The 21,150-nt window shown below is 69.9% G+C and carries 22 protein-coding genes and 1 pseudogene; 5 read left to right on the forward strand and 18 right to left on the reverse strand.

Annotation, left to right across the window (positions count from 1 at the left end; translation table 11 throughout):
* Positions 1-9: 9 nt before the first annotated feature.
* The 3 genes from secF to yajC are packed head-to-tail and all read right to left on the reverse strand — an operon-like array spanning position 10 to position 2,979.
* A complete protein-coding gene (secF, locus tag E8A49_RS16655) occupies positions 10-990 on the reverse strand; it encodes a protein translocase subunit SecF (protein ID WP_293383900.1) in 981 nt (326 codons plus the stop codon).
* Positions 991-1,002: 12 nt separating this feature from the next.
* On the reverse strand, positions 1,003-2,607 hold the full coding sequence (secD, locus tag E8A49_RS16660; RefSeq protein WP_293383903.1) for a protein translocase subunit SecD: 1,605 nt from the start codon (positions 2,605-2,607) through the stop codon (positions 1,003-1,005).
* 15 nt (positions 2,608-2,622) lie between these two features.
* Complete coding sequence (gene yajC, locus E8A49_RS16665; RefSeq protein WP_293383906.1) at positions 2,623-2,979, reverse strand: preprotein translocase subunit YajC; 357 nt, start codon at positions 2,977-2,979, stop codon at positions 2,623-2,625.
* A gap of 120 nt (positions 2,980-3,099) precedes the next feature.
* On the opposite strand from yajC, the gene E8A49_RS16670 reads away from it, so the two are divergent.
* A complete protein-coding gene (locus tag E8A49_RS16670) occupies positions 3,100-3,939 on the forward strand; it encodes an ATP-binding protein (RefSeq protein ID WP_293383909.1) in 840 nt (279 codons plus the stop codon).
* On the opposite strand, the gene E8A49_RS16675 is transcribed toward E8A49_RS16670, so the two are convergent.
* The 11 genes and pseudogenes from E8A49_RS16675 to E8A49_RS16725 all read right to left on the reverse strand — a co-directional run bounded on the left by E8A49_RS16675 (position 3,936) and on the right by E8A49_RS16725 (position 13,906).
* Positions 3,936-5,483, reverse strand: coding sequence for a LysM peptidoglycan-binding domain-containing protein (locus E8A49_RS16675; RefSeq protein WP_293383912.1), 1,548 nt, complete (start codon positions 5,481-5,483; stop codon positions 3,936-3,938). The genes E8A49_RS16670 and E8A49_RS16675 overlap by 4 nt on opposite strands.
* A gap of 109 nt (positions 5,484-5,592) precedes the next feature.
* Positions 5,593-6,255 (reverse strand): protein-L-isoaspartate(D-aspartate) O-methyltransferase, encoded by a 663-nt coding sequence (locus E8A49_RS16680; RefSeq protein ID WP_293383915.1) that lies wholly within the window; start codon positions 6,253-6,255, stop codon positions 5,593-5,595.
* A 17-nt stretch (positions 6,256-6,272) separates the two neighbouring features.
* On the reverse strand, positions 6,273-7,046 hold the full coding sequence (gene surE / locus E8A49_RS16685; RefSeq protein WP_293383918.1) for a 5'/3'-nucleotidase SurE: 774 nt from the start codon (positions 7,044-7,046) through the stop codon (positions 6,273-6,275).
* Complete coding sequence (serS, locus tag E8A49_RS16690; RefSeq protein ID WP_293383921.1) at positions 7,047-8,333, reverse strand: serine--tRNA ligase; 1,287 nt, start codon at positions 8,331-8,333, stop codon at positions 7,047-7,049.
* A gap of 65 nt (positions 8,334-8,398) precedes the next feature.
* Positions 8,399-9,310, reverse strand: coding sequence for a twin-arginine translocase subunit TatC (gene tatC, locus E8A49_RS16695; RefSeq protein WP_293383924.1), 912 nt, complete (start codon positions 9,308-9,310; stop codon positions 8,399-8,401).
* Positions 9,307-9,900: a Sec-independent protein translocase protein TatB gene (gene tatB / locus E8A49_RS23220; RefSeq protein WP_366928831.1), complete on the reverse strand. Its 594-nt coding sequence runs from the start codon at positions 9,898-9,900 to the stop codon at positions 9,307-9,309. Before tatB ends, tatC begins: the two co-directional genes overlap by 4 nt.
* Before the next feature lie 225 nt (positions 9,901-10,125).
* A pseudogene (locus E8A49_RS16705) lies at positions 10,126-10,293 on the reverse strand (twin-arginine translocase TatA/TatE family subunit); the annotation flags it as partial.
* Between the two features lie 119 nt (positions 10,294-10,412).
* On the reverse strand, positions 10,413-11,048 hold the full coding sequence (gene scpB, locus E8A49_RS16710; RefSeq protein ID WP_293383927.1) for an SMC-Scp complex subunit ScpB: 636 nt from the start codon (positions 11,046-11,048) through the stop codon (positions 10,413-10,415).
* Positions 11,049-11,184: 136 nt separating this feature from the next.
* Positions 11,185-12,003, reverse strand: coding sequence for a ScpA family protein (locus tag E8A49_RS16715; protein ID WP_293383930.1), 819 nt, complete (start codon positions 12,001-12,003; stop codon positions 11,185-11,187).
* Positions 12,000-13,025 carry a beta-N-acetylhexosaminidase gene (gene nagZ / locus E8A49_RS16720; RefSeq protein ID WP_293383933.1) on the reverse strand — a complete coding sequence of 342 codons (1,026 nt, stop codon included), beginning with the start codon at positions 13,023-13,025 and terminating at the stop codon, positions 12,000-12,002. The genes E8A49_RS16715 and nagZ overlap by 4 nt, the downstream gene beginning before the upstream one ends.
* Complete coding sequence (locus E8A49_RS16725; protein ID WP_293383936.1) at positions 13,022-13,906, reverse strand: SPOR domain-containing protein; 885 nt, start codon at positions 13,904-13,906, stop codon at positions 13,022-13,024. Before E8A49_RS16725 ends, nagZ begins: the two co-directional genes overlap by 4 nt.
* A gap of 247 nt (positions 13,907-14,153) precedes the next feature.
* Here E8A49_RS16725 and E8A49_RS16730 point away from each other — a divergent pair, with 247 nt between their 5' ends.
* Positions 14,154-15,446 (forward strand): aspartyl/asparaginyl beta-hydroxylase domain-containing protein, encoded by a 1,293-nt coding sequence (locus E8A49_RS16730; RefSeq protein ID WP_293383939.1) that lies wholly within the window; start codon positions 14,154-14,156, stop codon positions 15,444-15,446.
* Between the two features lie 7 nt (positions 15,447-15,453).
* Here E8A49_RS16730 and E8A49_RS16735 read toward each other — a convergent pair whose 3' ends face one another.
* Positions 15,454-16,632 carry a deoxyguanosinetriphosphate triphosphohydrolase gene (locus tag E8A49_RS16735; RefSeq protein ID WP_293383942.1) on the reverse strand — a complete coding sequence of 393 codons (1,179 nt, stop codon included), beginning with the start codon at positions 16,630-16,632 and terminating at the stop codon, positions 15,454-15,456.
* 82 nt (positions 16,633-16,714) lie between these two features.
* Here E8A49_RS16735 and erpA point away from each other — a divergent pair, with 82 nt between their 5' ends.
* Positions 16,715-17,047, forward strand: a complete 333-nt coding sequence (erpA, locus tag E8A49_RS16740; RefSeq protein WP_293383945.1) for an iron-sulfur cluster insertion protein ErpA — start codon at positions 16,715-16,717, stop codon at positions 17,045-17,047.
* Here erpA and E8A49_RS16745 read toward each other — a convergent pair.
* The gene (locus E8A49_RS16745; RefSeq protein ID WP_293383948.1) at positions 17,031-17,384 is read right to left on the reverse strand and encodes an ATP-binding protein; all 354 of its coding nucleotides are present in this window, start codon (positions 17,382-17,384) and stop codon (positions 17,031-17,033) included. The genes erpA and E8A49_RS16745 overlap by 17 nt on opposite strands.
* Positions 17,385-17,489: 105 nt before the next feature.
* Here E8A49_RS16745 and E8A49_RS16750 point away from each other — a divergent pair, with 105 nt between their 5' ends.
* Positions 17,490-17,924, forward strand: a complete 435-nt coding sequence (locus E8A49_RS16750; RefSeq protein WP_293383951.1) for a FecR domain-containing protein — start codon at positions 17,490-17,492, stop codon at positions 17,922-17,924.
* Positions 17,921-18,505 carry an OmpA family protein gene (locus E8A49_RS16755; RefSeq protein ID WP_293383954.1) on the forward strand — a complete coding sequence of 195 codons (585 nt, stop codon included), beginning with the start codon at positions 17,921-17,923 and terminating at the stop codon, positions 18,503-18,505. The genes E8A49_RS16750 and E8A49_RS16755 overlap by 4 nt, the downstream gene beginning before the upstream one ends.
* On the opposite strand, the gene E8A49_RS16760 is transcribed toward E8A49_RS16755, so the two are convergent.
* Positions 18,502-20,517, reverse strand: a complete 2,016-nt coding sequence (locus tag E8A49_RS16760; protein WP_293383957.1) for a CHASE2 domain-containing protein — start codon at positions 20,515-20,517, stop codon at positions 18,502-18,504. The genes E8A49_RS16755 and E8A49_RS16760 overlap by 4 nt on opposite strands.
* 50 nt (positions 20,518-20,567) lie before the next feature.
* The coding region (locus E8A49_RS16765; protein WP_293383960.1) for an MBL fold metallo-hydrolase at positions 20,568-21,150 on the reverse strand (583 nt) is incomplete at its 5' end.

The raw sequence follows: 21,150 nt of genomic DNA on the forward strand, positions 1-21,150 counted from the left end.
GCCCCTCGCCTAGCGGGCCGTCGCGGGCTTCAGGGGCTCGGCCGGCTCGTCGGCAGCGCCCCGTTTGACGCCCCACAGCATGATCACCGGCGCGGCGATATAGATCGAGGAATAGGTGCCGATGCCGATGCCGAACAGCATAATCACCGACAGACCGTAGAGCGTCGGGCCGCCGAACACCGCCAGCGCCACCAGGGCGATGACCGCGGTCAGGCTGGTGATGATCGTCCGGGTCAGCATCTCGTTGATCGACATGTCGATCACCTCGCCCAGCGGCATCGACTTGTACTTGCGCAGGTTCTCGCGGAACCGGTCGAACACCACGACGGTGTCGTTCATCGAATAGCCGATGATGGTCAGGATGGCGGCCACCGATCTCAGGTCGAACTCGATCTTGCCGAAGCGGCCCATGATGGCGATCAGGCCGAAGGTCAGGAAGACGTCGTGGAACAGGGCCGCGACGGCGCCCAGGCCGAACTGAAACTCGAACCGGAACCAGATGTAGAGCAGCATCGCCAGGATCGCGAGGCCAAGGCCCAGGAGGCCCTTGCTGAGCAGCTCCCCGGAGAAGGTCGGGCCCACCACGTCGGTGCTGGCGAACTTGACGGCGCCGAACGCCTTGGTCAGCGCCCCTTGCACGCGGGTGACCGTCGCGCTGATGTCGGCGCCCTTGGGGGCCTCGAACCGCAGGATCGCCGCGCCGGGGGCGCCGGCGGTCTGGACGGTCTCGTTGAGGTTCAGCCCCTGCAGGGCGGCGTGGATCTTCGCGGGATCGGCGGGCTGGGGCGCCGTGGAGATGTCCATCACCGTGCCGCCCTGGAAGTCGATGCCGCAGGCCAGGCCGCCGCACGGCGGCTTCAGCGGATAGAGCGTCAGGAACAACGAACCGATGATCGCCAGCACCGACAGCGAGGCGAACACCCGTGCCAGTCGCACGAACCGGAAGTGGGTGCGGACGGGCAGAACCTTGATGAAGGGCCAGAATTTCATGCGCTGGCGTCCTTACGCGATCGGCAGGGTCTTCGGGCGGGCGGCTTTGAACCACCAGGCCAGAAGCACTTGGGTGACGAGAACCGCCGAGAAAACGGTGGTGAAAACCCCGATCAAGAGCGTCCAGGCGAAGCCCTTCACCGGACCGGAGCCCAGGTTGAACATGATCACAGCCGAGAAGACGTGGGTCATGTTGGCGTCGAAGATCGTGCCCCAGGCGCGGGCGAAACCGGCGTCCATGGACGAGATCAGGCTCTTGCCGGACCGCAGTTCATCGCGCATCCGCTCGTAGATCAGCACGTTGGCGTCCACGGCGACGGCGAGCGTCAGGATCAAGCCGGCGATGCCCGGCAGGGTGAGCGTCGCCTGGGTGAAGCTCATGACGCCGATGATCATCAGGGCGTTGACCCCCAAGGCGATCAGCGAAATCCCCCCGAACAGGAAGCCATAGATCAGCAGCATGAAGACCATGGTCGCCACCAAGCCGACGACCGCCGAGATCGTGCCGGCCTTGACCGCGTCGGCGCCCAGCTCGGCGCCCACCGACCGCTGCTCCTCGACCTTCATTGGCGCCGGCAGGGCGCCCGCGCGCAGCAGGACCGAGAGCTCGTTGGCGCTTTCCGGGGTGAAGTGGCCCGTGATGCGGCCCGACCCGCCAGTGATGGCGGTCTCGATCACCGGGGCGGAGATCACCTTCTTGTCGAGGACGATGGCGAAGCGCTTGCCGATGTTCTGACGAGTGGTGTCGCCGAACCGCCTGGAGCCCAGGCCGTTGAAGCGGAACTCCACCACCGAGCCGCCGCTCTGCTGGTCGAAGCCCGGCGAGGCGTTGGTCAGCATCTCGCCGGTGACCACCGAGCGCTTCTTGACGATGTAGCTAGGGGCGATGCCGTCGGTGGAGGCCAGCAGCTCGTCGCCCGGCGGGATGCGGCCGGCGGCGATGTCCTCCTGCGCGGCCCCGTCGTCGACCATCTGGAAGGTCAGCTTGGCGGTCTGGCCGATGAGGCTTTTCAGCTTCTCCGGATCGTTCTCACCGGCCGCCTCGATGACGATGCGGTTCTTGCCCTGCCGGACGGGATTGATCTCCTTGGCGCCGGTCGTGTCGACCCGGCGGCGGATGACTTCGATATTCTGCTCCACGGCCTTGGAGGCCTCGGCGTCGAAGGCTTCCGGCACAAAGGCCACCAATAGGCGCTGATCGGCGCCGGGCGTCACCGTGACGTCGCGGCCTCCGGGAACGCCGGCCAGGGGCGCGCCGACCGTCTGGCGCAAGGCGTTAGCAGCGTCGGTCACCTGGGCGGGATCGGTGATGCGAAGGCCGATCTGGCCGCTCACCACCGCCAGGTCGGTGAAGGCGATGTTCTTGTCGTGCAGTTGGGTGCGGATGTCCTCCGCCATGTTGGTCAGCCGCTCGTCGCGCAGCGCCACTGTGTCCACCGAATACAGCAGATAGGACCCGCCCTGCAGGTCGAGCCCCAGGTGCAGGGTCGACTTCGGCATGAACGCCGGCAGGCGGTCGCGGACATTGGCCGGCAACAGGTTCGGCAAGGTGAACAGTAGGCCAAGGATCGTCGCGATAACGACGAAGAACACCCTCACACGGCTGGAATTCATCATAGCGGGGGAAGCGCCCTAGACCTTGGCGTCGTTGGCGGGCGCAGGGGTTCCGCGGGCCTGCACCTCGGAGATCATCGCCTTGCGCACCTTGACGGTGACGCCGGTGGCGATCTCGACGCCCACGTCGGCGTCTTCCACCCGGACGATCTTGCCGTGCACGCCCGAGGACAGCACAACGTTGTCGCCGCGCTTCAGGCCGCCCAACATCGTCTGGTGCGCCTTCATCCGTTGTTGCTGCGGGCGGATCATCAGGAAGTAGAAGAGAACGACCAGGGCGACCAGCGGCAGGAACTGGACCAGCATGTCCATCGGGCCGCCTCCGCCGAGGAGGCCGCCGCCGGCGGCTTGAGCATAGGCAGGGGTGGCGAACATGGCCTCTCCGGAAAGCATCATTGCGGCGGCCCTTGGGAGGCCCCCGCTCGAAAGTCGGCGGAAGCTATGCGCTGCGACCCCGATTTGCAATGGAACCGGGAGCCGTTAGGTGTCGCAGCCATGACGCACGAGCTGGAACCCGTCCTCACCCGCATCGCCGAGGCCTTGGAGCGACTGGCGCCGCCGCGCCCGCTTGAGCCCGACTTCACCGCCGCGCGGCTGTTCCGCCACGACCCCGCCAGCGGGGCTTTCCATCCGGCGCCGGACTATCCCCTGCCCTTGGCCGCCCTGGTGGGCGTGGAACGGCAGAAGGACCGGTTCGTGGAGAACCTGCGGCGTTTCGCCGATGGCTTGCCGTACAACCATGCTCTCCTCTGGGGCGTGCGCGGCACCGGCAAGAGCTCACTGGCAAAGGCCGCCTTCATGGATGTGGCGCGGGCCTCGCCTGAACTGAAGCTGGTGGAGGTGGACCGCGACCAGGTCACCGCCCTGCCCGCCCTGTTCGACGCCTTGCGCGGCCGGGCCGAGCGGTTCGTCGTGCTTTGCGACGACCTGTCCTTCGAGGAGGGCGCGGCGGCGGCCAAGGCGCTGAAATCGGCGCTGGAGGGCGGCGTCTCCGGACCGCCGGCCAATGTGCTGTTCGCCGCCACGTCCAACCGCCGCCACCTGATGCCGCGCGGGCACGGCGAGGACAAAGGGCTCGTGGCCGCTGCGGAGGACGCCGAGGAAGAGGTCAGCGTCTCCGACCGCTTCGGCCTGTGGGTCGGCTTTCCGCCCATGGACCAGGCCAACTACCTGGCCGCCGTCGAGGGCTATGCTGAACGCTATGGCCTCAGCGCGGGCGGCCTGGAGCGGCGCGCCCTGCAGTGGGCCCAGCTGCGCGGCGGCCGCTCGGGCCGCGTCGCCTGGCAGTTCATCCGCGACCTGGCGGGCGAACTGGGCAGGCCCTTGCCGCTCTAGTTCTTCGGCAGCACCAGCTTCGGGTCGACCGGGACGGCGCGCTCCAGCGGGTTGGGCGCGTAGCGCACCTCGAAGTGGAGCTGCGGCTCGGGCACGCCGCCGGAATTGCCGGCCTGGCCGATCTGCTGCCCCTGGGTGACCTTCTGCCGCATCTTCACGTCGACGCGGCCGAGGTGGCCGTAGGCCGTGACCCAGCCGTCGGCATGCTTGATCAGCACCAGGTTGCCGAAGCCCGGGACCTGGTCGCCGGCGTAGGCCACGTCGCCGTCGGCCGCGGCGTGCACCGCCGCCCCGGTCTCGGCCTGGATGTTGATGCCGTCGTTGCGCTGGCCGCCGGCCTTGGGGCCGAAGTCCGACAGGATCGCTCCGGTCAGCGGCCACTGGAAGCGGCCCTTGGCCATCTGCGAGACCTGGGCGTCGGACAACGCCGGCGTGGTCGGCGCCGCCGGTTGGGCGGCCGACGGCGGCGTCGGGACGCCCCCCGGCGGCGGCGCGTAGGGAATCGGATGGGCCGGCAGCGTCAAATCTTCGCCGCGGCTCGGCGGCTGATAGGGCTGTGTATAGGACCGCGAAGGCCGCTCCTCGGCGGGGGCGCTGCGGTCGTGATAGCCGTCCGGCAGATAGAGCTTCTGGCCGGCCCGCACGCTCAGCACGCGCTTGGAGAGGTCGTTCTCGGCGCGCAGGCTGGCGATGCTGACGCCGAAGCGCGCGGCGATGTTGGCCAGGGTGTCGCCCGCCTCGGCGGTGTAGACGTGCTCGGCGAAGCTTGGGCCGCGCAGCACCTGGCCGGGACGCACCGCGTTGCCCTTCAGGTGGTTCAGCCGCTTGAGCTCACCCACGTCGGTGTCGAGCTTGTCGGCGACCCTGGCGAGGGTGTCGCCCTTGCGGACCTTATAGCTCTCGCCCTTGGCCTCGCGGGTGACCACCTTGCCGCCGGCGGCGCGGTCGGCGGCGGCCGCCACGCCGGTGTCGTCGGAGGCGGCTGGCGTCTTACCCTTGCGGGAGGGTTTAGCGCCTTTCGCCGGCGCGGCGTCGGCTTCCTTGTCGGCCTGGTCTTCAGCCGCCTCAACCGCGGGGGCGCGATAGTCGTCCGGCAGGCGGATCTGCTGGCCCGGCCGGATCGAGGTCCTGGCCGAAAGGTCGTTCTCCGAGCGCAGCTCATCGACGCTCACGTGGAAGCGCTTGGCGATGGAGAAGACTGTGTCGCCCTTGGCGACCACATAGGCCTTCTTGGCCACCGCCGGGCCCTTCAGTACGTCGCCCGGCTGCAGGACGCCGGTCTTCTTGATCCCGTTGACGCTGGTCAGCTCGGCGACGGTGGTGTCGAGCTTGTCGGCGATCTTCTCGAGGGTGTCGCCCTTCTTGACCACATAGGCGGCGCGTTCGCCCTTCAGGGTCACGATCTTGCCGTTGGCGGCCTTGGGCGCCTCTTCCGGCTTTGGCGCATGCCTCGCCGCCAGCGCCGGCGAGGCGCCGAGGATCGTGGTGGCCATCAGGATCAGGGCCGACCGCTGAAGGATCGATCGCTGAGAAAATTGCGTCATCGCCGCTCCGGTATTGGTCGTGGCATGAGTCGGGGCGTTAGGGTTGATCTTGGGTTAACCCGGCCCGCGCCGCCAACCTGCAAACCACCGCAGGCGCCACACGTCTTCGTCAAAGTTCCTTCGCCACCCCGTCGAGCAAGGGCACGAACCGCACGTCGGTCAGCGCCTCGATCGCAAAGCCGCCCTTGCCATCGCCGGTGTAGCGCTTGAGGCTCTGCACCGGTCCCTTGCCGATCGGCGCCACCAGGATGCCGTTCGGTTTAAGCTGAGAAAGCAAGGCCTTCGGCTCATCAGACGCCGCAGCTGTGACCATAATACGGTCGAAGGGCGCCTGTTCGGGCCAGCCCTCGCCGCCGTCGCCGAAACGGGTGATGATGTTGGTCAGGCCCAGCGCCTTGAAGCGCGCCTCGGCCTCGCGCATCAGGGTGCGGTAGCGCTCCACCGTATAGACCAGCCGCGAGAGCTTGGAGAGGATCGTCGTCTGGTAGCCGCTGCCGGTGCCGATCTCCAGCACCCGGTCGCGCTTGTCGACCTTCAGGGCCTGGGACATCAGGCCGACGATGAACGGCTGGCTGATGGTCTGGCCGCAGGCGATGGGCAGGGCGGAATCCTCGAAGGCCCGTTCCTTGAACAGGTCCGGGGTGAACACCTCGCGCGGCGTCGTCTCGATCGCGCCCAGCACGGCGGGCTCGCTGACCCCCTGCGACCTCAGCGCGAGGATCAGGCGGGCGAGCCGCGTCTCGGCGCTGTCCTGGTCGTCCTTCTTCGCCATCTTCAAGCCATCGCCGCCTAGGCCTTGGGCGGCGGCCCGCCCAACACGCCTCGCAGTTTGTGCACTGACTCGCCGTGCGTGAGGTCGATATGCAGCGGCGTCACGGAAATCTTTCCGTCATAGAGCGCTCGCAGGTCGGTTCCGGGCGCCGGCTGCGAACGCTCCTGGCGGAATCCCATCCAGTAATAGTCGCGTCCGCGCAGGTCGGTGCGCTTTTCCATCACCCGGACAGGCGCGTCGCGGAACCCCTGGCGCGTCACCTCGACCTCGGTGATCTCCTCCGGCGGGCGGCCGGGGAAGTTCAGGTTCATGATCACGTCGTCGGGCCAGCCGACCGCCACCAGCTTCCTGATGATGCCGGGCGCATAGGCCTCGGCGGCGTCGTAGCCCTTGTTCCCCTCGTAGAAGCCCATCTGCGACAGGGCGATGCCGCGCACGCCCAGCGCCATGGCCTCAATGGCCCCCGCCACCGTGCCGGACAGCGTCACGTCCTCCGCCAGGTTCGCGCCCCGGTTGACGCCGGAGAGCACCAGGTCGGGCTTGGCCCCCGTCACCAGCTCGCGCAGGCCCAGCATCACACAGTCGGTGGGCGTGCCGGACGTGGAGAAGCGCCGCTCGTCGAGCTGGCGCACCCGGATCGGCTCGCTCAGCGTCAGCGCGCGGCTGGCGCCCGAGCGCTCCTCGTCTGGCGCGCAGATCCAGACGTCGTCGGAGAGCTGGGCCGCGATCCGCTCCAGCGCCGCCAGGCCCTCGGCGCGGATCCCGTCGTCGTTGGTGAGCAGGATGCGCACCTAGCCCTGCCCGCCGATGTGCGTCAGGCCCGGCAGGTAGGGATGCAGCGCCTGCGGAATGGCGATGCGGCCGCCCTCGTCCTGGTAGTTCTCCATCAGCGCCACCAGGGTGCGGCCCACCGCCAGGCCCGAGCCGTTGAGCGTGTGGACGAAGCGAGTCCCCTTCTCGCCAGCGGCGCGGCTGCGCGCATCCATGCGCCGGGCCTGGAAGTCGCCGACATTGGAGCACGAGCTGATCTCGCGGTAGGTCTCCTGGCTGGGCAGCCAGACCTCCAGGTCGTAGGTCTTCCTCGCCCCGAAGCCCATGTCGCCCGTGCAGAGCAGCATGGTGCGGAACGGCAGCTCCAGCCGCTTCAGCACCGCCTCGGCGCACTCCACCATGCGCTCGTGCTCGGCGGCCGACTGTTCCGGCGCGGTGATCGAGACCAGCTCACACTTATAGAACTGGTGCTGGCGGATCATGCCGCGGGTGTCGCGGCCCGAGGCGCCGGCCTCCGAGCGGAAACAGGGCGTCAGCGCGGTGAAGCGCAGCGGCAACTCTTCCTCGGCGACGATCTGGCCCATCACCAGGCTGGTGAGCGGCACCTCGGCCGTGGGGATCAGCCAGCGGCCGTCGGTAGTCTGGAAGAGCTGGTCGGCGAACTTCGGCAGCTTGTCGGTGCCGTAGGCCGCCGCGTCATTGACCATCAGCGGCGGCGAGACCTCGAGGTAGCCGTGCTCGCGGGTCTGCAGGTCCAGCATGAACTGGCCCAGCGCCCGTTCCAGCCGGGCGAGCTCCCCCTTCAGCACCACGAACCGCGCCCCGCTCATCCGCGCGGCGGCCTCGAAGTCCATCAGCCCCAGGCCCTCGCCCAGGTCGACGTGGTCCTTGGGCTTGGCGATGGCGAAGGGCGTCCCCCAGCGGCGGACCTCGACGTTGTCGTGCTCGTCCTTGCCCCACGGCACGTCCTCGGCCGGGATGTTCGGCAGACCGGCCAGGAGGTCGTTGAGCGCCTGCGACGCCTCGCGCTCCTCGGCCTGGGCGGTCTCCAGCGTGGTCTTCAGCGCCTCGACCTGGGCCATCAGGCGCTGGGCCTCGGCCTCGTCCTTGCCGGCCTTGGCCTGGCCGATCTTCTTGGACGCGTCATTTCGCTCGGCCTGGGCGGTCTGCCAGGCGGTCTGGGCGGCGCGCAGCTTGGCGTCGAGGGCGGTGATTTCGCCCACCAGGCCGGACCCGGACAGTCCTTTCGAATCCCAGCCTTTGACATAGGGCTCAGGGTTTTCGCGAAGGGCTCGGATATCGTGCATGGCGGCCGCCGATGGAAGGGAAGCGGCCTTCTCTAGAGTGCGTTCGAGAGGGCGCCAAGGCTTGCTCAGGCCGCCTGGGCGTCGTCGTCCTTCTTGCGCCGCCGCTCGATCAGCCAGACGCAGCCGACGGAGACAAAGTAGAGCCCGACGATCGGCACCGAGAGCAGGATCTGGCTGATCGGGTCCGGCGGGGTGATGATCGCGGCCACCACAACGACCACGACCACCGCGTAGCGCCAACCGGCCATCAACATCTTGGAGTTCACGAGGCCGGCGATCCCGAGAAGGGCGAGGATGACCGGCAGCTGGAAGCAGAGGCCGAAAGCCAGCAGCAGCGCCGTCACCAGGTCGAAATACTCGGAGATCCGCGACATCAGCTTCACGGAGATCGGCCCGTCGACGATCTGCTGGTGCAAGGCGAACCACATCACGAACGGCAGGATCGTGAAGTAGACCAAGGCCGCGCCGGCGACGAACAGCAAGGGCGACGCGATCAGGAACGGCAGGAAGGCGCGGCGTTCCTTCTTGTAGAGGCCCGGCGCCACGAAGGCGTAGATCTGCTGGCCCAGCACCGGGAAGCTCAGCGCCACCGCGCCGACCGCCGCCAGCTTGACCTTGGTGAAGAAGATTTCCAGCGGCGCGGTGGAGATCAGGTCGGTCGCCGGCGGCGCCACGGGCGCGACCTGCTTGCCGATCAACACCAGGAACATGTCCCGCGCCCCGTTCCAGGCGTTGACGAGACTCGACAAGAAGCCCCCGCCCTCAGGTGGCGCCTTGGCCCGCACCGCCACCAGCCCTTGGGCGATCGTGTAGGGGTGCACCATCAAGAGGAGGAGCGACTGCGAGAAGGCGAAGCAGAAGATGAAGGCCACAAACAGGGCGAGGATGCAGACGATCAACCGCGAGCGAAGTTCGATCAGATGATCGAGCAGCGGCGCGCGCGAGGCCTCGATCTCGTCGTCGTCGGTGGCGCTCACGAGGCGGTCGCCTTGCGGGGCCGCGGCTTGGCCGGCGCGGCCTTGGTCGAAGCCCTGGCCTTGGCGGGCGGCTTGGCGGCCTTGGCCGAGGCGGGCTTGGCGGCGGGGGGCTTGGCGGCGGGGGGCTTGGCGGCCGTCTTCACGCCGGCCTTGGGAGATGTGACCTTGGGCGCCGCCACCTTGGGCGCTGTCGCCTTGGCCGCCGTGGTCTTGGCGGCTTTCACCGGGGCCTTGCGGGACTTCCGGGCCTTCGGCGCCGGCGCGGTCTCGATCGGCTCAGGCTGTAGAGGAACGTACGGGTAGTTCGGCGTCTGCAGGTCCGCGTGCACATCGCTGAGGCCCTGGTGGATGTCGTTGAAGGTCTGGGTCATCTCCGGCGAGCCGACCAGGTCGGGGAGTTGGCCCTTGCGCATGGCCTCGACTTCCTTGCGCAGCTCGTCGAGCTCCGACTGACGGGCCATCTCGTCGAAGCTGGCGCGGAATTCGGCAGCCATGGAGCGCACCTTGGCCATGAACTGGCCGAGCTTGCGCAAGAGGACCGGCAGGTCCTTCGGACCCACCACGATCAGCGCCACGATCGCGGCGACCAAGAATTCGACTGCGCGTCCTTCGGGAAACATGGCCGTGGGCTTAGCGCGGTTTCAGGCGCAAGGGAAAGGAGGGCCGCGTCTGCGCGGGAAGAAGGCTCAGGCCTTGGTCTTCGCGCGGGGCTTCGCCGCCGGCTTAGCGGTGGTTTTGGCCTTGGTGGTGCGCGGCGCGCTCGCGCGGGCCGCGGGCTTGGCGGTGGGCTTCGGCAGCGGCTTTGCGGGCGGCGCCGGCTCTTCTTCCTTGGCGGTCTCTTCCTCGCCCTTCAGGCCTTCGCGGAAGGCTTTGATGCCCTTGGCGGTGTCGCCCATGATCCCGGAGATTTTCCCACGGCCGCCGAACAGCAGCAGGATGACCACCGCGGCGAAGATCAGGTGCCAAATCGAAAGTCCGCCCATGGCGTCGAAAACTCCTCACCCGTCGCGCCCCGGCGACCCTATCCAAGGGGCTATATAATCGGTCTTCGGACGCCGCGCCACGCGACATTCCGAGGCGTTAGACCTTAAAACTACGCCGTTTATTCCCCGAGGAAATCCGTGTGGAACTCCGGCTGATCGCCGTCCTCCAGCGGGTCCTCGTCCATCACCGGCGCGTTGGGGTCCGGCACGGCGAAGTCGGCGGGCAAATCGAGCGACAGCAGGCCTGCGGCGCGCATCTCCGCCGCGCCCGGCAGGTCGCCGACGCTGGCCAGGCCATAGTGCTCCAGGAAGGCGTCGGTGGTGCCGTAGGTGATCGGCCGGCCGGGCGTACGGCGGCGCCCACGCATCCGCACGAGACCCAGCTCCAGCAGGACGTCGAGCGTGCCCTTGCTGGCCTGGACGCCGCGCACGGCCTCGATCTCCGCGCGGGTCACCGGCTGGTGATAGGCGATGATCGCCAGCGTCTCCTGGGCGGCCTTTGAAAGCCGGCGCGGCTCGTCCCGCTCGTCGGTCATCAGCCAGGCGAGGTCTCCGGCGGTCTGGAAGCGCCAACGGCCCGCCACCTCGACCAGCTCGACGCCCCGGCCCTGATAGCGGGCCTGCAGGGCGGCGATGGCTCCGGCCACGTCCGCGCCCTCCGGCAAGCGCTTGGCGAGGTCCGCGTCGCTGAGCGGCCCGGCGGCGGCGAACAGCAGCGCCTCGACCTCGCGCTCGGTATGGACGACGTCGCTCATGAACAGATGCTCCCCCTCAGGGGGAGCCGTCGCTGAGCGACTGAGGGGGTTCCATCAGCCGGGTCCGCGGGTGAAACCTCCTCCGACCTTTCAGGCCACCTCCCCCTGAGGGGGAGGATCTGGGAGCGTTCGCCCGTCATGCGGCCTTTCCCTGGCGGGTGCGCAGGTAGATGTCGGCGAAAGCCTCCAGTTGGCGGGCCTCGAGCGCGCCTTCCTTGACCAGCTCCAGGCTGGCCGAGAGCGTCGAGGCCACATAGGAGGCGCGGCCCGGCCGGCCCTCGTCACCGGGCCCGGGGGGCCCCATCGGCGCGACCCCGGCCAGGGGCGTCCAGCGGCCCAGCTCCGGCAGCAGGCGACGCAGGCGGTCCCTCGCCTCCTCCAGCGGATAGGCCTTGGGCGTGGCCGGCGAATAGCTGCGGCTGGCCTCCTTGGTCCGCTGGGCGATGTAGGCGCTCATCAGGCCGTAGAGGTCGCCCTCGATACGGCCCGAAGGGATCACGGTGATGGCCTGCGGATCGCCGCGGCCGAAGACGTCGCGGCCGAGCTGCGGGCGGGTGTGCAAGGCCTCGACGGCCGTACGCATGGCGTCGAGCTTGGCCAGGCGGAAGGCCAGCCGCGCGGCGATCTCCTCGGCCGGCGCCTCGTCGGTCTTGGGCTGCTCCGGCTTGGGCAGCAGCAGGCGCGACTTCAGGTAGGCGAGCCACGAGGCCATCACCAGGTAGTCGGCGGCCAGCGAGAACTGCGCCTTCCGCGCCTGCTGCACGAAGGCCAGGTACTGTTCGGCGAGCCTCAGGATCGACAGCTGCAGGAGGTCGACCTTCTGGTTGCGGGCCAGCGCCAGCAGCACGTGCAGCGGGCCTTCGTAGCCCTCGAGGTCGACGATCAGCGCCTCGCCGTCCTCGGCGGCGTTGGCCGCCGCGGCGAAGTCCAGGCTGGGCTGGAAGGTCGCGCTCACGCCGCGAACCGCCCGTCGAAGGCCGCGTCGAAGCGCGCCCGGGCCTCGGCGGCGTCGAAGGGTTCGACCGCCCGCGCCAGCCGCGCCAGGGCCGCCGTCGCCCGCGCCGCCGCCTTGCCCTTCAGGGCGCCTGCGCCGTCGACCACCGCCTTCATCTCGTCCATGGACCCATTGCAGTGCAGGACGACGTCGCAGCCGGCCGCGCGGCTGGCCTTCGCCCGCTCGGTGAAGTCGCCGCTAAGCGCCTTCATGGATAGGTCATCGGTCATCACCAGGCCGTCGAAACCGATGGCCTCGCGGATCACCTTGCGCAGCGCCTTCGTCGACGTCGTCGCCGGCCGCTTGCGGTCGATGGCCGTGTAGATGACGTGGGCGGTCATCGCCATGGGCATGTCGGAGAGCACGCGGAACGGGGCGAAATCGCGGGCGTCCAGGTCTTCCAGGCTGGCCTCGACGACCGGCAGCTCCAAGTGGCTGTCGGCCATGGCGCGGCCGTGGCCGGGGATGTGCTTGATCACCGGCAGGACGCCGCCTGCGATCAGCCCCTCGGCGGCGGCGCGGCCCAGGAAGGCGACCTCCTCTGGCGTCTGGCCATAGGCGCGGTCGCCGATGATCTCGTGGCCGGCGGGATCCGGCACGTCCAGCACCGGCACGCAGTCGACGTTGATGCCGAGCTGCGCCAGGTCGTGCGCCATCAGCCGCGCGCCCAGCCGGGTCACCTCGCGGCGGACCAGAGGGTCGTTGCCGCTGAGGTCCCCGAACGCCCGGCCCGGCGGATAGCGGCCCCAGTGCGGCGGGCCCAAGCGCTGCACACGCCCGCCTTCCTGGTCGATCAGCACCGGCGCGTCGGCGCGGCCCACGGTGTCGCGCAGGGCGTCCACCAGGGCCCGCACCTGATCGGGCGTCGCGACGTTCCGCTTGAAGAGGATGAAGCCCCAGGGCCTCACCCGCCGGAAGAGGGCCTTCTCCTCCGGCGTCAGCGTGAGGCCCGAGCAGCCCAGGATGGCCGCCGCGATGCTCACTTGACGAAGCAGGCCTTCCCGGCGGCCTTCAGCTTGTCGCAGAACGCGGTGGCGGCGGCGCGGCCGCCGAAGCCGGTGACCTGGACGCGGAACAGGGTCTTGCCGTCCTTGTCGACCTTCTCGACGTTCTTGCCCTTGCCGGCGGCGAGGCCGGGGGCGACGGCGGCGGCCTCGCTCCACGCCTTGTCGGCCAGGGCCTGGGACGAGACGGCGCCGATCTGCACGGCGGCGACGCCAGCCACCTTGGCCGCCGGAGCCTGCGCAGGCGCAGGCGCGGCCTTCGCAGCCTTGGCGGGTTCCGGCTTGGCCGGGACGGCTTTCGCCGGAGGCGGCTCGGTCTTGGCGACTGCGACAGGCTTGGCCGCAGGCGGCGCCGCGGCCTTCGGAGCCTCAACCTTGGGCGCGGGCGCTGCGGCGGGCGGCGCGGCGGGAAGCGCCGGACGCAGGGTCGGCGCAGGCGCGGCCTGGACGGGCGCAGTCTGGGCGACCGTCACCGGCGGAGTCGGCGGCGGAACGGTGACGCGCGACTGCGGCTGCTCCGGCGGCGGCGCGAACTTCGGGGTGATGGCGTCGGACGGCGCCTTGCCGCCCTCGGTCTTGTAGATCTGCAGGCCGGCGGCGGGGTCCTGCGGCTGGGCCTCGTCGGGCGGCGGCGCCTTCATGGCGGCGACCGGCGCGCCGACCGCCTGCGGCGGCTGGCCGGCGTGACGGATGCCCGAGCGGTAGAACATCATCATCACCAGCGCCAGGCCCGCCAGGACCAGGGCCGAGAGGATCAGGGCGAAGGGCATGGGCCGCGCCCCGCGCACCGGCTGGCGCGCGTCGAAGCTGAGCGGCGCGTCGGTGGGAGGCGTATAGGCGCCGCGCTCGTGATCGGACATCGAAGGCTCCCGCGGGGGCGCGTCCGGATCGCCGAATCGCGCGCTAGAGGCGGCAGTCTAGCCGAGCCCGCGCCCGTCCAACCGCCCTGCCCGCCGATTTCTGTGCGCAGACCACGCCGGAAGTTTGGCGCGCGGCGGCCGACGGCCGCGTGACGAGTTCATTATGCGAGACACATAAGAGAAACATAATACGTGCAATCGACCCACCGCGGGGACGACTCGAGCCCCACGTACGGGTGAAGCCGAGTTGAGTGAGACCAAGCCACAGGATCAGCACATCCGGGAGCTGGTCGGCGCCAGCGTCCAGGCCGCCGCGATCGGCCGGCCCTATGACGCTGAGCGGTTGATGCGGCAGGCCGAGAACGAGGCGCCGAACCATCCCCTGGTCCTGAACGAGATCGGCAGGCGCAAGCTCCTGGCGCGCGATCCGGCAGGCGCCCTGGCGGCCCTGGAGCTGGCCTTGAAGGCTGAGCCCGGCAATCCCGCCTACCTGCTGAATCTGGCCACAGCGCTTCGCGACCTGAACCGGCGCGAGGAGGAACTGGCGGCGCTGAACCGCGTGCTGCTGGCCGAGCCCACCAACATGCGCGCCCTGCTGCAGGTGGCGGCCCTCCACGAACACCTGCAGGACACCCGGGCGGCGGCGGCGACCTACCGCAAGGCGATGATGATGATTCCGCCGGGCGCGCAGATTCCGCCAGAGATGCGCATGATCGTCGAGCACGCGCGGGCCGTGGTGGCGGCCAACAGCCGCGCCCTGGAAAGCTTCCTGGACGAGCACCTGCGCCCGGTCCGCGACCGCCACGCGGGCGAGGCCACCGGCCGGTTCGACAAGTCGCTGGCGACCTATCTGCAGAAGCGACGGGTCTACCGCCCGCAGCCCACCTTCCTCTATGTGCCCGAACTGCCCGCCATTGAGTTCTTCCCGCGCGAGGATTTCCCCTGGCTCGACACGATCGAGGCGGCGACCGACGACATCCGCGAGGAGCTGATCGGCGTCCTGGCCGACGGCCCTGAGGTGCTGGAGCCCTACATCGCCCGGCAGGCCACGCCGGACGAGAAGTGGCGGGCGCTGAACAACTCCCGCAGCTGGGGCGTCTTCTATCTGTGGCGGGCCGGCGAAGCCGTGGCCGACAACATGGCCCGCTGCCCCAAGACCGTGGCGGCGCTGCAGGCCTGGCCGCAGTGCGACTTGCCGGGCTCGGCGCCGACGGCGGTGTTCTCGATCCTGGAGCCGCGCACCCGCATCCCGCCCCACACCGGGGTCAACAACGCCCGCCTGATCTGCCACCTGCCGCTGATCGTGCCGCCCGGGTGCGGCTTCCGAGTTGGGGCGGAGACGCGGCCGTGGGAGCCCGGCAAGGCCTTTGTTTTCGACGACACCATCGAACACGAGGCCTGGAACAACAGCGGCGAGGCCCGCGCCGTGCTGATCTTCGACATCTGGAACCCCTATGTCAGCGAGGCCGAGCAGGAGATGGTCAGCGCCCTGACCCGCGGGGTCGAGGCCTTCTACGGGGAGCTGCCGTCCTACCTCTGAGCCCGGCTCAGTGCAGCGAATCCAGGTGGAAGAGCTTGCGGTGCTCCTCGATGGCGTAGCGGTCGGTCATGCCGGCGATATAGTCGCAGACCACCCGGGCGCGGCCGGCCTCGTTGCGGTGCTGGGTGCGGGCGTACCATTCGCCCGGCAGGACGTCGGGCTCGGCCAGGAACAGCTGGAACATCTCGGCCAGCATGCGCCGCGCCTGGCTGCGGGTGCGGTTCACCTTCCAGTGCCGGTACATCCGCTCCATCAGGAAGGCCCGAAGCGCGCCCAGGTCCTCGGCCATGTCGCGGGAGAAGGCCACCAGGGCCTGGCCCAGGTTGCGCACATCCTCCGCCGAGGCCACGCCGTCCGCCTTGGCCCGGCGCTGGGTTTCGGCCAGCACGTCCTCGACCATGGCGCCGATCATCCGGCGGACCGCCTCCAGCCGCAGGATGCCGGGTTCGCACTGCGGGAAGTCAGCCTCGGCGCTCACCACATGCGGCCCGATCAGCGGGATCGATTTCAGCTCATCCAGGTTGAACAGGCCCGCCTGAATCCCGTCATCCACGTCGTGGTTGTTGTAGGCGATGTCGTCGGCGAGCGCGGCAACCTGGGCCTCGGCCGAGGCCCAGCCGGACAGCCGCAGGTCGTAGTCGGCGTCGAACTCGGCGATGGCGCTCCAGGAGGGCTTCTCCAGCTTATCGGCTACCGGCCCGTTGTGTTTGATGATCCCCTCCAGGGTCTCCCAGGTGAGATTGAGGCCGTCGAAGCGCGGATAGCGGCGCTCCAGCCGGGTCACCACCCGGAAGGTCTGCACATTGTGGTCGAAACCGCCGAAGGCCTGCATCTGGATCTGCAGCTCGTCCTCGCCGGCATGGCCGAACGGCGGATGGCCGAGGTCGTGGGCCAGCGCGATGGTCTCGGCGAGGTCGGCGTCGAGGCCCAAAGCCGTGGCCAGGGACCGGGCGATCTGCGCCACCTCCAGGCTGTGGGTCAGGCGGGTGCGGAAATGGTCGCCCTCGTGGGCCACGAAGACCTGGGTCTTCTCCTTGAGCCGGCGGAAGGCGGTGCAGTGGATGATGCGGTCGCGGTCGCGGGCGAAGGGCGTGCGCGTGCGGCTTTCCGGCTCGGCGACCTTGCGGCCCCGCGACTGGGCGGGGTCCTCGGCGTAGGGCGCGCGGGCGGGCAAGGTTGCGGCCATCTGACCCCTCTATAGCGACAGCCTCTTGGTCGAAGCCGCAGTCGCCCTCATATAGGGCAGGCGTTTCATTCGTCTAACCGGCATGACCACGACAGACCTCACCCTCAGCGCCGCCGCGGCGCAACGCATCCACGCCATCGGCCAGGCCGAGGGCAAGCCTGTCATGCTGCGCGTGGCGGTGGAGGGCGGCGGCTGTTCTGGCTTCCAGTACCAGTTCGATCTGGTGGAAGACGCCCAGGCCGACGACCTGCGGATCGAGCGCGATGGCGCCGCGGCCCTGGTGGACGAGATGTCCCTGGTGCTGCTGAAGGGTTCCGAGATCGATTTCGTCGACGAGTTGGCCGGCGCGGAGTTCCGGGTGCGCAACCCCAACGCCAAGACCAGCTGCGGCTGCGGCGTCAGCTTCTCAATCTGAGCGTCAGCCGGTTGCGGCCCCGCACGCGCCGGTAGTCCTCGACCTCGGACCAGGCCGCGATCAGCGCGAGACCCGCACCGCCGCCGCGCTCCAGGTTAGGGCCCGTGTCGGCGGCCTCCCTAAGATCGAAGGCCACGCCGGCATCGCTGAACGCCAGCCGCACGCCCTGCCCCGCCCTCTCCAGGCGCAGCGTGACCAGGCTGTCCGGAGCTGGGCGTCCGTGCTCGACGATGTTGGCGACCCACTCCTCGACGATCACCGCCAGCCGGTCGGAGGCGTCGGCGCCCAGGCCCGCGGTCCCGGCGAATGTCCGCGCGGCCGATAGCGCGCGCGTCACCGTTCCGGGCCCGACCGCCAGTCGTACGGTCGTCGCCGGTTGGGTGTCGGACTCGGCGCGAGGCTTTGCTATGACGGGCGGCCTGTCGGACGTTGGGGGTAAGCGATGATCAGGACGATCGCAGCAGGATTGCTGATCGCAGGGTTTGTGTCGACGGCTGCGGCCGCCGCCGATATCGGCCGCATCAAGACGGTGGCGGGCGAGGCCAGCATCGTACGCGGGACGAGCACCGTCCCCGCCACCGCCGGCGCCACGCTCAACGTCAAGGACGAGCTGACCACCGGCAAGGACGGCCGCATCGGCATCACCTTCATCGACAACAGCCGTTTCGCGGTCGGGCCGAACGCCCACATCGCGCTGGCCGAATTCGAGTTCGACGACACCACCCACAAGGGCAGCTCCCTGACCCAGGTCGACCGCGGCTCGCTGGCCATCGTCTCCGGCCAGATCGCCAAGGAAAACAAGGACGCCATGAAGGTGAAGACGCCCACCTCGCTGCTGGCGGCGCGCGGCACCCGCTTCGTCGTCGACGTGCCGTGAGGCGCTGGCTGCTCCTGGCGCTGCCGCCGCTGCTGGCCGCCTGCGCATCGACGCCCGGCGGCTCGGTGACCCTCTTGCCCGGCGAGCCCGGGGCCAAGGTGGGCGCGGTGGCGGTGTTCGATCCGAAGACCGGCGCGGAACAGGGCGTGTTGACCGCCGAGAACACCCGGACCCGGCTGGGCGCGAAATTCGCCGCCAAGCCGGTTGACCCCAAGGCCTATGCGGCGCTCACCGACGCCCTGCCGCCGCCGGCGGCGCACTTCACCCTCTATTTCGTCGAGGGCGCCACCACGCTCACGCCGGAGTCCCAGCCGGAGCTGCAGAAGGTGTTCGCCGAGATCGCCAGGCGGCCGGGCGCCGAGGTGCAGATCACCGGCCACACCGACACCGTCGGCAAGGAAAGCGACAACGACATGCTGTCGCTCAAACGCGCCCGCGACATCCGCGAAGCCCTGATCGCCCAGGGGCTCAACCCGGCGATCAGCCGCGCCGTCGGCCGTGGCGAACGCGAACTCCTCGTGCAGACCCCGGACAACACCGCCGAGCCGCGCAACCGCCGCGTGGAGATCATCGTCCGCTAGAGGCGGCGCACCGCCAGCACGGTGAGGTCGTCGCTCGCCTCCTGGCCGGCCTCGAAGGCGCGTACGGCGGCCACCAGGGCATCGACCGTTTGTGGCAAGGGCCGCGGCGGGCCGCCCACCACCGCCATGGCCCGCGCGCGGTCGAACAGCTGGCCTTGCGGGTCCTGCGCCTCGGTCACCCCGTCGGTGAAGCAGACCAGGGTTTCGCCGGGGGCGAGCGCGTGGCGCTCCACCGGATAGGGGAAATCCTCGACGACGCAGAGGGCCGGGCCGCCATCCAGGCGAAGTTCGCGCACTGCGCCCTGGGCGTCGACCAGCAGCGGGTTCTCGTGCCCGGCGCTGACCAGGTCGAGGGTCCCGTCGGCGAGGTCCAACACGCCCACCAGCAGGGACACCGCCATCATCTGGCCGTTGTCCCGGGAGAGCTCGGCGTTGATGCCGTCCAGGGCCGCGTCCAGGCCGAGCTGGGGGCGCATCAGGAAGCTGCGCGACAGGGCCTTGGACAGCGCCATGAACAGCGAAGCCGGCACGCCCTTGCCGGTGACGTCGCCCACCAGGAAGCACAGCCGGCCGGGGTCGATCATGAAGGCGTCGTAGAGGTCGCCGCCGACGCTGCGGGCCGGCTGCAGCACAGCGTCGATCTCGACGGCGCCGCAGACCCGGCGCAGCGCCGCGCGCGGCAGCAGCATGCCGGACTGGATCTCGCTCGCCGCCGAGAGTTCGCCCGCGATCTTCGCCGCCGACAGGCGCTCCTCGTCCAGGGCCGCGCGTAGCTGCGTCTGGGCCCGACGACCCTCGACGAACAGCACCGCCACCATCCCCGCCGCGGTCGCCACGCCGGGGCCCAGCACCGGCGTCGGATCGAGCAGCAGCCCCCGCAGGAAGGCGAGGTAGCTGCCGCCCACCACCAGCACGCCCAGCCCGACCGCGCCCGCCGCCATGGCCCGCAGGCCCAGGCTCGGCGTCAACCACCAGGCGGCCAGCGCCATGGCCAGACCCAAGCCCCACTCCAGCAGGGGCGCCCAGTCCGGCCGGTCGAGGCCGCCCGCGCCGGCGATGGCGTTCACCGCCTCGGCCTGCACCAGCACGCCGTAGGTCTGGGTCTGCAGGGGCGTCGTGACCAGGTCGGAGGTGCCGGCCGCGGTCAGGCCCACCAGCACGATCTTACCCGCGAAGGCCTTGGCCGGGACGCCGCTGCGCAGCAGGTCCGCCGCCGAGGTGATGGCCGATCCCGGCAGGCCGCGGAAGCGCAGCGCCAGGTCTCCCTGCGCGTCGGTCGGCAGGCGGTGACGGCCGAGTTGCACGGCCTGCAGCCGTCCCGCGCGGGAAATCAGCGCCGCGCCATCCTCGCCCTCGGCCACCCGCACCAGTTCCAGCGCCAGGCCGGGCGTCAGCGCGCCGGCCGCCTTCGCCAGCAGCGGCACGCGCCGCGTCGCCCCGTCGGGGTCCTTGGGGCCGTTCACTAGGCCGTGGCCCAGGGCCGCGCCGTCGAGGAGCGGCAGGTTGACGACGGCCTGCGGATAGATCGGCAGGCCTACAGGGACCGCCCCGGCGAACTGAGCTTCCGGCGGCAGGGGCGCGTCCGCCCCCACGGCGTCGACGGAGCCCTGGTCGACGCCGGCGCGGGCCAGCACCACGGGGCTGCGGCCGATCACCCGGGCGAAGACCGCGTCCATGGAGGGCAGCTTGCGGATCTCCGCGGCGGTGGCCGGCGGCAGTTCTGGATAGAGATCGGCGAACAGGCCCGGCGTCGTGCGGTCAGGCTCCGGGAACAGGAAATCGAAGCCGATGGCCTCGGCCCCGCGGCTGGCGATGGCCTCGGTCAGCCGGGCCATGACGTAGCGCGACCAGGGCCAGCCGCCGACCGCCGCGAGACTGGGCGCGTCGATCAACACCACCTGCGCCTTGGACGGCGCCGCGGCCGCGGGCGTGAGGCGCTGGTAGAGGTCGAACAGCGGCTGGCGGATGTCTCCGCCCGAGATCAGGATCGCCAACACCGTCAGCACCGCCACGGCGAGGCCGGACAGGCGGACGCGCAGGCGCGCCGCGGGATCGAGCTCGTTCAGATCTCGACCTCGAGGCCGTCGTAGGCGCAGATCACCTCCAGCACCGGCCGGGTATCGCGGACCAGCTCCTCGTAGCGGATGGTCTCGGCGTGCATCCGCTGGATGTCGGCGTCGGCGTAGGTCGGCTCGTGGTGGAACAGGGCCAGCCGCCTGGCGCCGGCCGCGTGGCAGAGGTCGACGGCCACCACATTGGAGGAATGGCCCCAGTCCTGCTTCAGGCTGACGGTGTCGCCCAGGGAATACATGGTGTCGCAGATCACTAGGTCGCAGCCGGCGAAGAAGGCCTCGAAGGCCGCCTCCGCGTCCATATTGTCCAGCTTGTGCTCGCTGTCGGTGGAATAGACCACCGAGCGCCCGTCCCGGGCGAAATGATAGCCGTAACTGTCGTGGCTGTGATGCTGCCGGATCAGGGTCACCGTAACCCCGGCGGCCTCAAAGGGCTCGCCAACGCCATGGGTCTCGAAACTGATCCTGGCCCCCAGCCAGTCGAACGGCACTGGGAAGGAGATCTCCTCCTGCTGGCGGCGCAGGGCCTGCTCAGCATCCGGATGGCCGGAGTGGATGACAACGGTCGAATTC

Source organism: Phenylobacterium sp., from assembly GCF_004799515.1.
Classification (GTDB): Bacteria; Pseudomonadota; Alphaproteobacteria; order Caulobacterales; family Caulobacteraceae; genus Phenylobacterium.

Bases quoted from the DNA above. Each gene is read 5' to 3' on its own strand.
- secF (WP_293383900.1), bottom strand. From the start codon at position 990: ATGAAATTCTGGCCCTTCATCAAGGTTCTGCCCGTCCGCACCCACTTC.
- secD (WP_293383903.1), bottom strand. From the start codon at position 2,607: ATGATGAATTCCAGCCGTGTGAGGGTGTTCTTCGTCGTTATCGCGACG.
- yajC (WP_293383906.1), bottom strand. From the start codon at position 2,979: ATGTTCGCCACCCCTGCCTATGCTCAAGCCGCCGGCGGCGGCCTCCTC.
- E8A49_RS16670 (WP_293383909.1), top strand. From the start codon at position 3,100: ATGACGCACGAGCTGGAACCCGTCCTCACCCGCATCGCCGAGGCCTTG.
- E8A49_RS16675 (WP_293383912.1), bottom strand. From the start codon at position 5,483: ATGACGCAATTTTCTCAGCGATCGATCCTTCAGCGGTCGGCCCTGATC.
- E8A49_RS16680 (WP_293383915.1), bottom strand. From the start codon at position 6,255: ATGGCGAAGAAGGACGACCAGGACAGCGCCGAGACGCGGCTCGCCCGC.
- serS (WP_293383921.1), bottom strand. From the start codon at position 8,333: ATGCACGATATCCGAGCCCTTCGCGAAAACCCTGAGCCCTATGTCAAA.
- scpB (WP_293383927.1), bottom strand. From the start codon at position 11,048: ATGAGCGACGTCGTCCATACCGAGCGCGAGGTCGAGGCGCTGCTGTTC.
- E8A49_RS16725 (WP_293383936.1), bottom strand. From the start codon at position 13,906: ATGTCCGATCACGAGCGCGGCGCCTATACGCCTCCCACCGACGCGCCG.
- E8A49_RS16735 (WP_293383942.1), bottom strand. From the start codon at position 16,632: ATGGCCGCAACCTTGCCCGCCCGCGCGCCCTACGCCGAGGACCCCGCC.
- erpA (WP_293383945.1), top strand. From the start codon at position 16,715: ATGACCACGACAGACCTCACCCTCAGCGCCGCCGCGGCGCAACGCATC.
- E8A49_RS16750 (WP_293383951.1), top strand. From the start codon at position 17,490: ATGATCAGGACGATCGCAGCAGGATTGCTGATCGCAGGGTTTGTGTCG.